Below are 16709 nucleotides of genomic sequence, written 5' to 3'. Positions count from 1 at the left end.
CTCAGTTTCCTCTTTACATTCATGCATTAAAGTGTATGTGAACAAACAAGGATAGGAGTGGAAATGAGGATTATCAAAATCTATATTTAAACTATTTGAGTAGCCTGTTATCCAAGCTGTAAATCTAGTACCGTCAATCCAAGCAGTAGTCAGCGATGTACATAGGTAACAAAAGGGAACAACTGTAGAAAAAATACTATTTTTCTACGGTAAAGATGCATACACAGTGTTTGAATTCACGTTGGATAACTATAAAAAAATAATAGTTGCTACTAGTATTTGAATATCTAGAAAAGGAGAAACAACATGAGATCATCCGTAACAACCTGGTTTGCTGCAATCTTTTTCATCCTATTTAGCTTAATCCAGATTCCAAGTTCTGTTGATGCCCATACAGATAACAGTCAGGGTAAGTCAAACATAACGGCAGGGGCAGGAGTTCTTCATTATGAACTATCAGTAGACATTTTTGAATTGGGGAGAGTAGTAGATCTTGGAAATCTTCCCGAAATGAAAGAGGCTGAGTTGTCGGGTGTCCTAAGCAGGAAGAAAACGGGAATCGAAGACTATTTGTCTCGGAATCTTGAGGTTTTTGCAGACGGAGTTAAAACACACGGAGAAATTTCTGATATGGGACTTAAACAAGAAGGAGAGTTGAGCTACGCAAGGATTGATATCGACTTTCCTATTCAGGATGTGTCCAAGAAAACAGTTGAAATTCATTACAATATTTTCTTCGATGACAATGACCGCCTGCACCGAAACATTGCTCATTATGAGCTCGGAACTGAAACGGGCGAATTTATTTTAACAGCTAAGGAAAGAACATTCCAATTGGGTAAGGGGACTCTTTGGGGACAAGTAAAAAGCTTTGTACAGCTGGGCTTCCACCATATACTTATCGGCTTAGACCATATCTTGTTTGTGATTGCTTTGCTGTTATGTTCCAAAACGTTAAAAGATGTAATGAAAGTGGTTTCCGTCTTTACCTTGTCACACAGTGTAAGCCTTGGGCTTAGTGCCTTGCATTTGGTTTCGGTCTCGCCTGACCTTGTAGAGCCTTTGATTGCTCTCAGTATTGTGTTCGTAGCCTTTGAATATCTATTTTTCCCTTCCGGTCGTTACCGGTTGTGGATTGTATTTGGCTTCGGACTCATTCATGGTTTGGGATTTTCGGGAGGACTGGAAATAACGGGAGATCTTTCACTTCGAACACTGTTATCGATCCTATGTTTTAACCTGGGAGTAGAGGGTGGACAAGCAATGATTCTTCTAATCATGTTCCCTGTTATTCTGCTGGTTCGCAGAAACAAGTGGGGCAGCATGATACAGGGTACGGCGTCGGCCGCAATCAGTTTATTTGGCTTTGTTTGGTACGTACAGCGTTTCTTTGGATGAGAACTTTGTGGACACATTACTGAAAGGGGGAATGCCTAAAGGCCAAACAAATTATCCGGAACCACCCATACATAGATTCACTTAGGGGAGAAAACAGGTAAAGGAGAAATGAAAGATGCAACAGAAGTTTTGTAAATTAAGAAAGAAAATGCAGCCGTTCGTCGCTGTTGGCATGGCTGGATTGGCTTTATCCGTCTTCATCAAGCCAGTTCTCGCGGATAATGGATTTGCCACCGTTACAGGAACGGTGTATGTGGACAAAAACGGCAATGGAGTCCAGGATGCAAGGGAAAATGGGATTCCGAATGTCAGTGTTTCTGACGGGTCTCAAATAACCAGGACAGATGAAAACGGAGAATATTCCTTGGATATCAATCCTGAAAGAAGGTTGTCCGACATCGTTTTCATCACTGTCCCAAGCGGGTACAAGGTTCTAACGGACGCTAACATGACACCGATGTTTTACAGGGACTTGAAAGACCTGAAAGCCGATGAAAAAAGGGTCCAGGATTTCAACTTAATCGCTTCCCCTGAAACGAGCAAAGAGAAATTCACCTTTGCCAACTTAGCCGATGTACATGTTAAAGACAGCAGTATCAACAATCGCGAAAAATTTATGAATGAAGTGGCGCAACTGAACAAACTGAAAGGTTCCGCTGATTTCGTGCTGGTTAACGGTGATTTGACTTACTATGCAACCGATGAAGAATTTAAGGACTACACCGCTGCTACGGCCACTTCTGAATTGCCGTTCTATCCTGCGCCAGGGAACCATGACATCACGTCGGGCCCGGATTACAGATCACGCGTTGAACGGTATCGTGAATATTTTGGACCTGAGTGGTATTCGTTTGATTATGGCAACAAGCATTTTGTCATACTGGAAAACCATCTGGGCTTCACCCAGCCTGAGCAGCTGGAATGGCTAAAGCAGGATCTGGAGATGAATGCCAAAGATAAACAAGTAGTAGCGGTAGCGCATATCCAACTAAATGCGCCTGATACTCCTGTTAATGGAACGAAGGATTTCTTGGATGTTCTCGCCAAGTACAACACGAAGCTGTTGTTGAGTGGACATACTCATATCAACGATGTGTCCGGTGAAGTAATCCCTGGTGCGAAAAATATCGTCACCAGTTCCACCAATTCCAATACAAACGATTTTACACCATCGGGGTATCGTCTTATTAATATGAAGGAAGACAAAATCGAAACGGAATTTAAAATGTTCGGGATCAAAGACAGCCTGACGGTTATTCATCCAGCTCCAGGTAGAGAGATTCCTAACAGTAAAACAAAAGTGCAGTTCAATGTTTTTAATTCTACAAGTACAGTTGAAAAAGTGGAATTCCGAATTGATAATGATCCATGGCAAAAGTCAAAACAAAGTGGTGAATTCACTTGGTCCTCAGCTTGGAATGCCGCCAAAGAAGAACCAGGTGAGCATCAATTGGAAGTTCGTGCCACAGACTCAGAAGGTCATAGCTGGGAGAAGAAGTCTACATTCCAAATTTCGGAGAAAAACACTCCTGTGATCCCTAAGGGTGGTACCGATTGGTCGATGTTTAAGGGCAATGTTAAACATACTGGTGAGTCCCCAGATGTACTTTCGCCAAATTTAAATCTTGCCTGGAGCTATCAAACGCCGGGTTCCATTATTACCTCATCTCCATCTATCGTGGATGGCTCCGTGTATATTGGAACAAGGGATGAGAACGATGTAGAAGAGAACAGCATTCTGTCAATTGACCTGGCAACGGGTAAGCAACGTTGGCAGTTAAAAACAAATGCTCAAGTTCAGGTTTCCCCTGCTGTCTCTAATGGGATTGTCTATGCTTCATCCGTAAGGGGAACCATTTATGCCGTAAATAATGAAACTGGAACATTATTATGGGAGAAAAAGATCGGCATGGAACAGGACGGTATTCAGCGCGGCCGCATGTACTCTTCCCCAACGGTTGCCGACGGTATCGTTTACCAGGGGTATAGCACCCTTAATGGCAGTTTCATGATTGCCCTGAAAGGAGAAACAGGGGAAACGTTATGGGATAAGCGGATGGAAAACGACCAATTCATTGCAGCCTCACCGGTAGTGGAAAACGGGAAACTTTATACGATTGCCGGCAGTAGTTATCTCTATGCGATGGATGCGAAAACAGGAAATCTCATCTGGAAGAAACGTCCGAGCCTGTCCAGCTGGTCTCACTCTGCGGCAGCATTGGACAATGGTAATATTTATGTAGGGTTCAGAACAGGTATCCTTGCTTCTGTTAAGGCAATGGATGGAACGACGAATTGGACTTACCAGAGCCCTGATTCACTTGAAGGCGTTGGAAAATATATGCCACGCCAGATAACCCCTTCTTCACCAGCTATATCAAAAGGGATGGTGTATATGGGATTCCCTGATGGCCAAGTCGCTGCATTCGACGCCAATACGGGCGAAAAGAAGTGGAAGTTTGAAACGCAAGGAGGAATTGTATCTTCTGCGGCTGTAAGCGGGAATACGGTCTATATCGGTTCCAATGATGGTTTCCTTTACGGATTGAACCGGAATACTGGAGAACCTACATGGAAATTCAACATTGGAGCACCTGTAGCTTCCTCTCCGGCCATTTCGGGTAATACACTCGTAGTGGGTGCGTTTGATGGAAATTTGTATGCTTTTACTTCAAAATAAATATGATAATGAAATACATGAATCCCATTAATAAGTGATAACTAGACTAAACATTTCATCTGAAAGGGTGAAGGTGATATTTCTCATGGAAAACTCTTTTTAAAAGGGTTTTCTTTTTTGGGAAAAATATGTTTTTTTCTAAATTCACGAAACTTTATTTTGATCAAAGTTTTTACATATTCCTTCACAATCTCACGCCTATCTACTGTCAAGACTGTAAAGAACGTTTCCTTCAACCTCCAAATAATTATTCATTGGATGTTATTTTTATGAAAACAAAGGTTATGCCAAAAAACGTTTAGCCGAAACTAGGTAATTAGAGAAGGTAGAAAAAGAAAACCAAGGTTGATTCAAATATCCTGACATTCGATGGAAGTTTGTTAAGCTTATGACTGCTAAGAAAAGGTTTAATGAGTTTGTCCTCCTGACATTTCTTTTAATTAGAATATATTTAAAGTAAACTGGGAAAACAGCGATAAAAGGCGAATTTTTTTAAGGTAGTTCTCCCTTTTTTAATGGGGAACTGATTATTTTTCGTTAAGATACAAAAAGCTACATCCGTCAATATTATCTTATACTAAAATCAGCACTCCAAACATGTGGAGGCGCTGGCCATATGGGTGCAAAATCAATCATACTGCCACCAACTACATCTGTTCAAATCATAATAAGGTAAAATTAAAGTCTATGATATCAACGTTTTCATAATTAATATTTTATAATCGGATTCACTTTACAACCTTGACAGAGTTGTGTTTATATCTGGGGGATTCCTTCGGGCTGCTTTGGTGCCATGCTTGGTGCCCAAATTTTTAAAATTACAAATCACAAGATAACATTAGAAAGCAAGAAAGCTTGATTTATCACTACTTGAAGGTACATGAAGATACTATAAAAACAGGTGCCAGCAAACTTCAAAACTGCTTGAGACCTGCGTACCAGGACAGGTGGGTTATGGGGAAGAACTTGCGTATTGGTATTTACGTTAGGAGAGATGCATGCGACTACTTCTCCTAAAGCAAAGCCAGAAACAATTGCGATGGACGGAAAAGGCTGTGCTTTGATTCTTTTACTAGCTTCATCAAAAAGTTTAATTTTTGTCACATTTTCTTTTTTCTCATCCCCTTTAATCTATTAATTTCCCATTTGCAGCATTGGTAGGAGGGTTATTGAAATTTATGATAGCGATCTGACCCTGCATCTCCCAGCTTACTAATTGAGACATTGTCAGTCTCCCATTATTGTATTGGCTTTAAACAAAGCATGAAAAGTGATTAAAGCAGGGAAGTGTTCAAGAATTTTCATAGTTTATTATCGAACGAATACCCAAAAACTCGTTCGTGAGGTCGCTTATCAAGCTTTTTTAGAAATAGAAAAAGGAGAATAATTTCTGGAACCTTTTCATGATTCATCCTGCATTTAACCCTAGTTGGGAACACTTACACCTTACAGAGGACCCGTTATATGTCCCAATAAATTGCCTGATGGATAGTTGGCCACCGATACTTAAATATTTGGCGGGCGTGAATAAATAATACCTTTTCTCATCAACTTAAGAAATAAACAAATTTGAGAAGTGGGTGTAATAGGTGTCGCGGAACTGTCATCAGTTATTCACCATAATTTCTTTAGGCATGGTCTTTTTACTAATGTCATCCTGCAGTCATTCACAAATAAAAAATGGCAGCCCAAATAGTGTTCGAGAAAATACTTACGGTATCGAAAAGCCATCCCCAGAGAATATGCAGGATTTTCATCCAAGGTATTCAGAAACGCCCGACCAGAGAGTTCGGGTACACAATATTAATAAAATTCCTCGTGAAGTTTTAGGGTTTTACACAGAGCAGGAAGGAAGTTATCCTGGTTCTCAACCTACAGTTAACTCGCAATTCACCAATTTAAGCATCATTGCACCCTTTTGGTACAAGCTTGATGATAAGCGTCCAGGCAGACTTATAGATTCCGTTACAGCAGCTCATAAGAGGAAGGTTATTCAAAGCGCTCATGAAAAACATGTGAAGGTATATCTAGTTGTTCACAACCTCTTTTATGAAACCCTGGAGAAGGGCAAGCAAGTAGCGAGTAATGTACTTGATAACGATAAAAGTCGAAGTGTTTTCATTCAAAATGTACGAAATGAAATGAAACAGTTCAGTTATGACGGTATTAATATAGACATGGAAAATTTGTATTTAAAAGACAGAGATACCTTTAGTTTGATGATTAAAAAATTGTGTGATACTCTGCATCGTGATGGAAAAGTAGTCACGGTTTCAGTTCCGGCAAACACAGGTGATTCGCGTGCTAATCCCTGGTCACCGTGGTTTGATTACGCGAAGCTTGGTCAATTTGCAGATAGGTTAATGATTATGACCTACGATGAACACAACGCACACACAACACCCGGGTCAACGGCATCTGTTGATTGGACTGAAGCAACGATTCGTTATGCATTGAATAAAGGAGTACCACCATCAAAAATTTTACTCGGTATCGCTGGTTATGGATGGGACTGGGACAAAACAGCTAAAAAAGCCTCTTATTGCTCCTATGCACTGTTGATGGGGCGTAAAACAAAATATAAAGCTGAAATTTTGTGGGACCCCCGTTCGCAAACACCTCATTTCGGTTATGTCGATGTAAAAAAACATGTTCACGAGGCCTGGTTTGAGAACAGTTACAGTCTGCGGTTTAAACTAAACCTTGTGGAAAAATATAACTTACAAGGAATCGGGATTTGGAGACTCGGCTTAGAAGACCCTATGTACTGGAAGGCCATACCCGATAAAATAAAAGTAAAAAAATGATGAAGAGAGGTCCCCTGGTGAACTAAAGCTTTAACGCACCGGGGGACTGACCCATTTTGAGCTATTAATTATTTCTCATGTGCAATTTATTAGACGGAATGAAAAAACGCCCTTTATGTTTTTAGGACTAACTATACCCAAAAACATGAAGGGCGTTTTTGTGATGGATAAGATTTACTATATTAAGTGGAGCATCATTCATATAAACCTTTCTAAAAAATGAAATCAATAGTTGTAGTCTATAATATGAATTAGTAAAAATTTATAAAAGTAGGTGTCAAAATGAACGAAAAACAAATAGTCGGTGAAAAAGCAGCAGAGTTTGTAAAAGATGGCATGATTGTGGGGCTTGGTACGGGATCGACAGTTTTCTATACCATTCAAAAGCTTGGCCAGTTAGTGAAGGAAGGTCTTAATATAAAAGGTATCCCAACCTCTGTTCAAACGGAAGAATTGGCAAAAGAATGGGGCATTCCACTTACGAGCTTCAGTGAAATCGAAGGTATAGATATTGCAATTGATGGGGCAGATGAGATCAATCCTGATTTGGAACTGATTAAAGGTGGAGGCGGTGCACTGTTAAGAGAGAAAATCATAGCGAAAGCGGCCAAGAAATTTATTGTTGTAGCAGATACGTCAAAAAGAGTAGAGAAATTAGGGGCGTTTCGACTTCCGGTAGAAGTGTTACCGTATGGATTTGAAATGACGGAAAGACATATTAGAGCTATTGGTTTCGTCCCAGAAATCCGCCAAAACGGCGCCACTCCGTTTATTACCGATAATGGGAATTATATTTTTGACTGCCATTTTCCAGATTACTATCGCCCTGAAATATTAGAACAAAAGCTTAACATGATTCCCGGAGTTGTAGAAAATGGATTATTTGTTGGAATGACTGATCTTGTCATTACTATGGAACGAGATAACAAGGTTGTCATGTTAACAAGGTAATATCATTGTGCTTAAGTTCTCTAAACGAGAGAGACTTATTTGAATCTCTCTCTTTAGCTATTTTTTGTCTTTACAATATCGTTTTGCCTTAAAAAATATCATTGTTCACATCATATAACTATTAATTCGGGTAATAAGCCGTTTCACATTTAAGGAAAGTTAATATGATATTTCAGTACGTAAGGAAAAGAGGTGTTATTTATTGCATATAAAGAAACATAAACATAATGTAGTACTAAGTTCAGGTCCAATTGTACCTAATCCTAATACGGAGTTAATATCTGTCGAAATTCTGAATGTAGACCCTAACCATTCAAGAGACGTAATTGTTGAGGTGAAAAACTGGACAACCTGTCCTCCTAGTGAACTAGGGAAGTTTGTATTCCTTTGTGGGGTACAATTAAATCCTGTAGATTTACCTACAGATGATGAAAGTAGTGACAACGAAAGCAGCGATAACAATTTTGCAGGTGAAACTGAAGCTAGTCCTGTAGCTAGTGTAGTAATTCAAGATATACCTGATGCATTTCCGCCAATCACTACACCTCTCTTTTTCAGAATTCCAGCACAAAGTCGATTAACAATTTTAGCATTTCCTCCTGCTCCAACCCTTCCGCCAAGTCCATGCTATGAAGTTCGTATCGTCGCTCCTAATCCTGTAAATTTGTTATGCAGTAGTTTTGGTTTGAGTAGTAATGGAGTTCCACAAGAAGGCAATACAGTGTTGCATCATCAGTTCTTTCCAACAAATCCAATTATTCCACCCTTCACAGTCCTTCCACCAAGCCCATTATAAGAAACGTTAAAAAAGGTAGCCATTTTTAGGAACGGGTTCTGTCTTGAAGTGCAGACGGACTAATAATCATACAAAAACACATATGAATTTACTTCTTAATTCACACATAAAAAATAATCTATCCAACCAGGTGTAATGTAGTTTTTGTCCCTCATTAATTTTATGAAGGACAATTCATCAGGAATGTCATTAAGTTATGTCCTTCATCGGCGGTATGAAGGACAGTTTTTTAGATATCTTTATTGGACTTGACCTTCATCGGTGTTATGAAAGCCAGTTCATCATAAATTTTCATAGGTTTTGTCCTTCATCGGTGTTATGAAAGCCAGTTCATCATAAATTTTCATAGGTTTTGTCCTTCATCGGTGTTATGAAAGACAGTTCATCATAAATTTTAATAGGATTTGTCCTTCATCGGTGTTATGAAAGCCAGTTCATTATAAATTTTCATAGGATTTGTCCTTCATCGGTGTTATGAAAGACAGTTCATCATAAATTTTAATAGGATTTGTCCTTCATCGGTGTTATGAAAGACAGTTCATCATAAATTTTAATAGGATTTGTCCTTCATCGGTGTTATAAAAGACAGTTCATCATAAATTTTAATAGGATTTGTCATTCATCAGTGTTATGAGAGACAGTTGATCAGAAATCTTTATAGGATTTGTCCTTCATCAGTTCTATGAAGGACAGTTCATTAAAAAACTTAAAAGGTTTTGTCTTTCATCAGAAGTCAGGCGCTAATTATGCGTACTAGCTACATTTGTAGTGATACCTTTTTTCTATTTGAAAAGGTAGTTGAGTTTTACCAACTGTCAGACCAGTAAAGATAAATATTTCAAAAAAAGAAAGGGGTGGAAGGGCATGAATTTCTAAATTGTCAATACGAAACGTACCCTTCAAATAGTACTGGAAGTAGACTTGCTAGATCAAAAATAAAAATAGGCTGTTAACAAAAAGTACATAACATATACTGCAAGAATTTTCAGTATGTTATAATACTATCAAATTAATGAAAAGCACTAGACGTAAATTTCTTTGGGAATTGCTTTTTGAGAAGAAATTTATGAAATTCAACTGATCAAATAATACCCAAGCAACTAGTTAGCACCTACATAAGAATCTAAGGTATTTGAGCGGTAATCAAATAATGTTAGAAAGGAGTCAATGAATTGGTTATTCGAAGTAAGGCTGATGTTGAACAGTTTAGCGAGAGATTTGGGGATTTGGCCAACTGGGACGGTTCGAAGCACTACATCGCAATACAAGATGAGCAAAACAATGGTACCGTTACATTTATGCAATATCCTGATGGAACACTGACTGCGCATAGGAAGTTTCATAGGTATTGGGATATAAAAGAAGTTCCTGTTGATACGAAAGGTTTATGGCGGTATAGAAAAGTGCTAAATAGTTACTTGAAACATATCGATAATAAATAAAGGCGGCTCCTATATGGGGGTCGCTTTCTTCCTTTCCTAGTATTGGAATGTAATCGTTTTTACTAGGTTTATGGGTGTTCATCAAGTCTAGTGTAACTGTTTTAGGTGTACTTATATGTTCCAAATTCTGTATGGATGGATTACGGAATGTTTAATTATCTTTTTTTTTGTCGATAGTTTATAAGAAAATCATTTTTATATGGAGGGCATAAAGCGTGGGAGAATTTACAAAAGAATGGGTCCCATTAACACAGGATTTTTATGAACAGCCCACTCTTGAATTGGCAAAGTCCCTGCTCGGATGCCTTTTAGTAAAAGAAACGATGGAGGGAATTTCAGCAGGATATATTTTCGAAACAGAGGCCTACGTGGGTCCTGGTGACAAGGCTGCGCACAGCTTTAATAACAGGAGGACGGCAAGAACAGAGGTCATGTTCCAACGTCCTGGACTTGCTTATACATATTTAATGCATACACACTGCCTTTTCAATGTGGTTAGCGGTGGTGAAGAAAAGCCTGAAGCAGTATTGGTCCGGGCCTTGGAACCACGGTACGGAATCGGGCTTATGAAAAAGCGGAGAGGAATTGAGGAACCTACAAAACTGACAAATGGCCCTGGCAATCTGACAAAATCATTGGGCATTACAATGGAGGATTATGGTCACCACCTCACACTACCACCTTTATATATTGCCAAAGGCAATTGTCCGGAAAGTATATCAGTCGGCAAAAGGATTGGAATTGACAAATCTGGTGAAGCCCGGGATTACCCCTGGCGTTTCTGGATTACTAATAATCAAAATGTTTCAAGGCATCAAAAGTCCGAATATGTGATTATCTGAGCATTCAACATCAAAAAGACATTCCCAGTACGAATGTCTTTTACTAATTGAATTTCCTTGGAATTCTTTTCTGGATATTTCTATTAAGTTAATGTTAAAAAGTATTATAAACATTTTCGCAGGTATCTGGTTTTGGCTGGTAAAAACAATGATTTTTGAACTTCCCTACAAATGGCTGATTATACCAAGTAGGGGGACATTCACCTGGAGGCTTAAAGTACCACAAACTAAATTTTGCTGGCCAAAATCTTTCTCCATCTACCGCCCGCCGAGCTAAACGTTTTTCTCGCTCACGTGCTCTTTGATAAAAATAACCATGCTGAACAGCTTCGAAGGCATGCGGTTGGTAAATCATTTGTGGGATGGTTCGAATACCGATAAAATCAGAACAATTTGCCCGGATTCGATTGATCCCTACATTCCCTACCAGCATCATGCCCTGTTCTCCTTCTCCTTCGGCTTCGGCTCTCAGTAACCTCGCTAAAAGGTCAATATCTGAACTTCTTGCATTTACAACTGGCATCCGCTCACCTCCATATTTAGTAAAATTTTATCGACTCACTTATCTAAGGGCGTTATTAAAATAAGGAAGATTTGTCTTTATTTCCATTAAAAAGTTATAAAACACCCAGGGAATGCCAATGACAAAGAGACCCAAGAGTATAATCGGTTCCCACTCTAACACTGCAGTACCTTGGCCTGTGATTAATTGTTTGAAATTGCTCTTCCTGTTTACTTGCCAATACCATATAATTTCCCCCCTGGTACTCAAAAGGTGCAAATGAACGTATTGTATTATTTTTATGATGGAATCAGATGTTTATTGCGTATGATCAATAATTAATTAGACCGATTTTCCTCCCGAATTTAAAAAAGAGAGAAAAAGGAACTAGATCCTTCTCCTAACAACTTTTTAAATGGATATATCAACCAAGGAAGTCCTTTTTTACTATTTAAAATAGTGGCTGAGGCAGAAAGAAATGGTAAAAACGACTTTCGACGTTTATCCTTAATCAGGATACTATAAAGATACTATTACAGAATATTCATGTCCTTATGAATCCTACTTTTTTATAAAAGGTAGGATATTAAATGAAATTATGATCCTCCCTACATGAAGTAAATTCTTAAAAGGAAGTGAAAGTAAATTGCTTTATATTTGGAATATTGAAGAGATTATTAAAGATACATTAGATAAGCACAAATTAAATATTGATTATGAAATTAATAATAATCTCCCTGTACCTATGAGTTATAATGTTTCGACAAATACCATAAAATTTAATTATCTTCAAGTTAACGGTTATCTCAATAAAATTAGAATTAAAGAGACAGATAAAAACTTTGTTAGAATTATTCTCTATCATGTGATTGGTTATTACATAGATTTTAAGAATAATAAGCATGATTTAAGGACTTTAATGTATGGTGAAGATGACGAAATCGAAAAGCTAAAATCTGAAATTGAAAGGAATGCATGGGAATACGGCAGGACCTTGGTCCCTGAACAACTGTTAGAGTCCTATGATCATGTACGTGAATTAGATAAAGCTCTAATAAAGGGCAAATTAACGAATATTTAATCATCATTTTTACCCTTGGGTTTGCTGCTGGAAAACTTCATTTTCGTTGATTATGAACGAGTTTAACAGTTTAATATAAATTACTCGTGAGGTGGAAAAAATTGAAGGCTGATGCTGTTTTTGAAGGTGGGGGTGCTAGGGGAATTGCGTTTATTGGAGCGATTCAAGCATTGGAAGAGGAAAATGTAGAATGGCAAAGATTGGCTGGAACATCAGCGGGAGCTGTCATCGCTGCTCTTTTGGCAAGCGGCTACAAAAGTAATGAAATTAGAGATCATCTAAGCAAACTAGATTTTTCAAAGCTTCGAGGCAGGTCGTACATTAATCGAATTCCCATTTTCGGCACCTTATTAGAACTAATGCTTCATCTTGGAATTTATAAAAACGATTATTTGGAAGCATGGTTGGATTCGCTTCTTTTAGAAAAAGGGATTAAAACGTTTGCGGATCTTCCAGAGGAAAAATTGAAGATAATTGCTTCTGATGTTTCGAATGGCCAAATGCTTATTTTGCCAGATGATTTGGAGCGCTATGGAATGACTCCAGCTGATCTAAAAGTTTCAACCGCTGTTATGATGAGTGCCTCTCTGCCCTTTTTCTACCGCCCGGTTATTTGGAAATCAAAAGACCGTAAAAAATCCTACATTTTAGATGGAGGTTTATTAAGTAACTTCCCAATATGGATATTTGATACAGACAACCCTCGGTTTCCAACGTTCGGCTTCCGTTTTGTGAAAGATAAAGTTAACATAGATGCCGTTATACCAACGCCCCTACACCTTTTCAAAAATATATTTAAAACGATGCTTCAAGCCCATGATCTACGGTATTTGAACAAAGAAACGATTGAACGCACCATTCAAATTCCAACTGGTGACATCAACGCAACTGATTTTGAACTGGATAAGGATGAAATCGATTTTCTCTATATATCAGGCTATACTTCTACAAAAGAATTTTTGTCGAAGTGGGATTTTGAACAATATAAGGTTAATCGATTGAAAAGATTAAAGCATAAATAGCTGAAAAGGCCATTTCTGGAACTTTATTTAGAAAATAGATTAAAAGTGAAGGTAATCAGGTGCACAATAGCAAGAGCACCTAATAGATACGTACCTAGATAGAGTAGAACTTCCATTAGGTTTCCTCCTCAAATTTTTCATATTGAACGACATACCGTGATTATTTTTTCTATTTCTTTCTTCAATACTTTAGTCATTATAAACAAGGAAATATAAAAAAGTTGTCGAAATTCCTCATTTTAAATGAACTGTAAACCTCTTTTAATAAATGAAAATATTTTTCATAGATTGACTTATGTTTGTAAAAAAAAAGCCATGCGCCAAAGCACGGCTTTTCTTATTTCCACCATTTCCACCATTTCCTTTGCTCGGCGACTGCTATTTGTTTTCTTGTTTCTTCCGCAAACATATTACTTCGTTCCTTCTCCAATTGCTCCATACGTTCAACATACTTCAAAATTAGATTAATTTTTTCTTCTAGCTGAGCTTCACGTACTGCCTTCTCCTTCAAATGTTTGATTAAATCTAAGTTTACTTGCTCCAAATGTTCTATACGATCCAATAACTCATTAGTGTTAGTATTCTGCTCAGTATCACCATCATTAGTTGTCTGTAACGGTACCTCTTCCGTAAAGGTTACCGTTTTATCTTCTTCAGAGACCCATGTCATAACTGTTTCAGCTGAACGTTCCATCGTCATACCCTCTTGCTTACTGAATTCAATTAATTTACGGAGAGTGATAACATCTTTTTCAAAATAGGTTCTATGTCCTCTTTTATTACGCTTAACTTGATACCCATGTCCTTCCAAGAGAGTGGCATACTTCCGTAATGTACTGCTATCAATCCCAAGCAATTCCTGTACGTTACTAGGTGAATATATAATCGTCATACACTACACCTCCAATTTAACATTTCTATAAAGCGTTGAGAAATCCTTTATATAATTCGAAAATCAATCTTCTGAACTAGTCGATTTCCCCCTCTTTTGAAAGAACGATTCAATCGCTGATGATAAGGGTTGAGAATTGTAGGTTATGCACTAATTGGAAGGATATGGCTAAAAATGTAAGTATGTCAGTGATATATACCCGAGTTTGGATGACATTCCTTTATACAGCAAAATACACCGTTTTTTCGACTTTGTGTGTCTTAGAAATCAATGCTAAGATGAAAACCACGAAAAAGAACAATTCGCCTTGGGAAAAGAACTGAAAGGAATGATTTGTTATCAATCATTTACAATTAAGTTATACGAGCGAAATGGAAAAAGCGATGCGTAGTGCTCATGGTGTAGGTTATGAAGACTACAAAAGACATCATTCAGTTAGAATGAGAGTCGAAAAACGCCGCGAAAAAGATTATATTAATTGTCGTAGAATGGTTGCAGATTTAGACCGACTTGTTCATTATAATAATCGCTTAAAGGCTTGAATTAAAAGGGAAACCAATGTGAATGAACACTGGTTTCCCTTTTTTATTTCATATAAAAACAATAAGCATTTCCATATTAAGAAAGTGCGCTTTTCATAATTTGAGGGTGTGTTTTTTTTACTATTTTTTAATCCGATAAATAGGTTAATCTTAACTGGACAATAAAATTAAGGTTAAGTAGACTACAACTAAATCATAATAACCGCTTTTATTTTCCTATCAGGATAAAAGTTTTGGTCGGAGATAATTAGAAAGCAACAGCAATATATCCTGCCACCTAATCACTAAAGAGGAGGAATGAACATGTTAGAATTTGATACAACTATGGACCAACTCGCCACGATTAAAGTCATCGGTGTTGGCGGCGGGGGAAACAACGCCGTGAATCGGATGATTGACGAAGGAGTGGAGGGTGTAGAATTTATTTCTGTTAATACAGATGCACAAGCTCTTAATCAATCAAAAGCAGCAGTCACGATGCAAATCGGTACAGCGTTGACAAGAGGTTTGGGAGCAGGGGCAAATCCGGAAATAGGTAAAAGAGCCGTTGAAGAAAGCAAGCAGCAAATAAAAGAGGTGTTAGAAGGCGCAGATATGGTTTTTGTTACTGCTGGTATGGGCGGTGGGACGGGCACAGGGGCAGCGCCTGCCATTGCTGAAATTGCGCGCAACCTCGGTGCCTTGACAATTGGAGTTGTAACACGCCCGTTTAAATTTGAAGGCCGTAAGCGTGCTGCTAACGCTGAAAGTGGAATAAACGAAATGAGGAAAGCAGTAGACACCTTAATTATTATTCCCAACGATCGCTTATTAGAGATTGTCGATAAAAAAACACCCATGATTGAAGCATTCCGTGAAGCGGACAATGTACTACGCCAGGGTGTTCAAGGGATTTCCGATTTAATTGCTGTGCCAGGTTTAATCAACCTTGATTTTGCTGACGTGAAAACGGTCATGTCCCATAAGGGAACTGCCTTAATGGGAATTGGTATTGCCAAAGGAAAAGATCGTGCTGTTGAAGCTGCGCAAAAAGCCTTAAATAGTCCGTTACTTGAAACTTCCATCAATGGAGCTCATGGTGTGATCATGAACATATCTGGCGGGAATAATTTAAGTCTTTTTGAAGTACAGGAGGCAGCAGACATTGTTGCTTCTGCTTCTCATGAGGAGCTAAATATGATTTTTGGCTCAGTCATAAACGAACACCTAGATGAAGAAATTATCGTAACTGTCATTGCTACTGGATTTACTGAGAAAGAGGAGCCAATATTACAACCGCCTTCCCAGCCTCCAATCGAAGAAATGTCTAATCCATATCAACGGGAACAACGTATACACCGTGATCCGATAAACCGAGGCGAACCAGTTCAAGATTATGATAGACACTCAGAACAGCCAGAAGAATCTCTGGATATTCCTGCGTTCTTGCGCAATCGAAGACGACGATATTGATAAAATTTAACTATACATTTTCTGTGATTGATACATATACTCAACCATTAATACTTTTTTAGCACTTTGGAATCATTAGTTTTATTTTTTTTATTGTATTGCATTCTCAAAAATACATTGTGACCTCCTGACTAATGGGAATATCCATTTAGTTAAGGAGGTTTTTTTATGAAAAATAATGATTTTTCTAAAAATTTGAATTATTAGGATTATGGAAGAGACTAGTAAACGGGATTTAAGTGAATTTTTCGAAGACCACCGAGTGTTTGTATCAGATCAGCAATGATACTTTCAACATTACT

At 38.1% G+C, this 16709-nt stretch carries 13 protein-coding genes; 11 read left to right on the top strand and 2 right to left on the bottom strand.

Features of this window, described 5'->3' with window-relative positions; translation table 11 throughout:
- Nucleotides 1-306: 306 nt before the first annotated feature.
- The 7 genes from KW850_RS23930 to KW850_RS23900 all read left to right on the top strand — a co-directional run bounded on the left by KW850_RS23930 (nucleotide 307) and on the right by KW850_RS23900 (nucleotide 10916).
- Nucleotides 307-1398 (top strand): HupE/UreJ family protein, encoded by a 1092-nt coding sequence (locus KW850_RS23930; RefSeq protein ID WP_218350266.1) that lies wholly within the window; start codon nucleotides 307-309, stop codon nucleotides 1396-1398.
- Nucleotides 1399-1513: 115 nt separating this feature from the next.
- Entirely contained in the window at nucleotides 1514-4078 is a 2565-nt protein-coding gene (locus KW850_RS23925; protein ID WP_218350265.1) for an outer membrane protein assembly factor BamB family protein, read from the top strand.
- Nucleotides 4079-5667: 1589 nt separating this feature from the next.
- Nucleotides 5668-6885: a glycosyl hydrolase family 18 protein gene (locus KW850_RS23920; protein WP_308128841.1), complete on the top strand. Its 1218-nt coding sequence runs from the start codon at nucleotides 5668-5670 to the stop codon at nucleotides 6883-6885.
- Nucleotides 6886-7167: 282 nt separating this feature from the next.
- The gene (rpiA, locus tag KW850_RS23915; protein WP_218350264.1) at nucleotides 7168-7836 is read left to right on the top strand and encodes a ribose-5-phosphate isomerase RpiA; all 669 of its coding nucleotides are present in this window, start codon (nucleotides 7168-7170) and stop codon (nucleotides 7834-7836) included.
- Nucleotides 7837-8038: 202 nt separating this feature from the next.
- Nucleotides 8039-8632, top strand: coding sequence for a hypothetical protein (locus tag KW850_RS23910; RefSeq protein ID WP_218350263.1), 594 nt, complete (start codon nucleotides 8039-8041; stop codon nucleotides 8630-8632).
- Between the two features lie 1172 nt (nucleotides 8633-9804).
- Complete coding sequence (locus tag KW850_RS23905) at nucleotides 9805-10074, top strand: hypothetical protein (protein WP_218350262.1); 270 nt, start codon at nucleotides 9805-9807, stop codon at nucleotides 10072-10074.
- Between the two features lie 215 nt (nucleotides 10075-10289).
- A complete protein-coding gene (locus KW850_RS23900; RefSeq protein ID WP_218350261.1) occupies nucleotides 10290-10916 on the top strand; it encodes a DNA-3-methyladenine glycosylase in 627 nt (208 codons plus the stop codon).
- A gap of 94 nt (nucleotides 10917-11010) precedes the next feature.
- Here KW850_RS23900 and KW850_RS23895 read toward each other — a convergent pair whose 3' ends face one another.
- Nucleotides 11011-11439, bottom strand: coding sequence for a cell wall hydrolase (locus KW850_RS23895; protein ID WP_218350260.1), 429 nt, complete (start codon nucleotides 11437-11439; stop codon nucleotides 11011-11013).
- Between the two features lie 625 nt (nucleotides 11440-12064).
- Between KW850_RS23895 and KW850_RS23890 the strand changes: the two genes are divergently transcribed.
- Nucleotides 12065-12499 (top strand): hypothetical protein, encoded by a 435-nt coding sequence (locus KW850_RS23890; protein ID WP_218350259.1) that lies wholly within the window; start codon nucleotides 12065-12067, stop codon nucleotides 12497-12499.
- 101 nt (nucleotides 12500-12600) lie between these two features.
- On the top strand, nucleotides 12601-13521 hold the full coding sequence (locus KW850_RS23885) for a patatin-like phospholipase family protein (protein WP_218350258.1): 921 nt from the start codon (nucleotides 12601-12603) through the stop codon (nucleotides 13519-13521).
- 337 nt (nucleotides 13522-13858) lie between these two features.
- Here the strand turns inward: KW850_RS23885 and KW850_RS23880 are convergent, their stop codons facing one another.
- Nucleotides 13859-14413: a MerR family transcriptional regulator gene (locus KW850_RS23880; protein WP_218350257.1), complete on the bottom strand. Its 555-nt coding sequence runs from the start codon at nucleotides 14411-14413 to the stop codon at nucleotides 13859-13861.
- A gap of 383 nt (nucleotides 14414-14796) precedes the next feature.
- Here KW850_RS23880 and KW850_RS23875 point away from each other — a divergent pair, with 383 nt between their 5' ends.
- Nucleotides 14797-14955 (top strand): YuzK family famiily protein, encoded by a 159-nt coding sequence (locus KW850_RS23875; protein WP_218350301.1) that lies wholly within the window; start codon nucleotides 14797-14799, stop codon nucleotides 14953-14955.
- Nucleotides 14956-15258: 303 nt separating this feature from the next.
- Nucleotides 15259-16407 carry a cell division protein FtsZ gene (gene ftsZ / locus KW850_RS23870; RefSeq protein ID WP_218350256.1) on the top strand — a complete coding sequence of 383 codons (1149 nt, stop codon included), beginning with the start codon at nucleotides 15259-15261 and terminating at the stop codon, nucleotides 16405-16407.
- Nucleotides 16408-16709: the final 302 nt, after the last annotated feature.

It is taken from the genome of Bacillus sp. sid0103 (genome assembly GCF_019219025.1).
The sequence above is the reverse complement of the archived record's forward strand: the minus strand, read 5'-3'. Positions and strand labels throughout refer to the sequence as shown.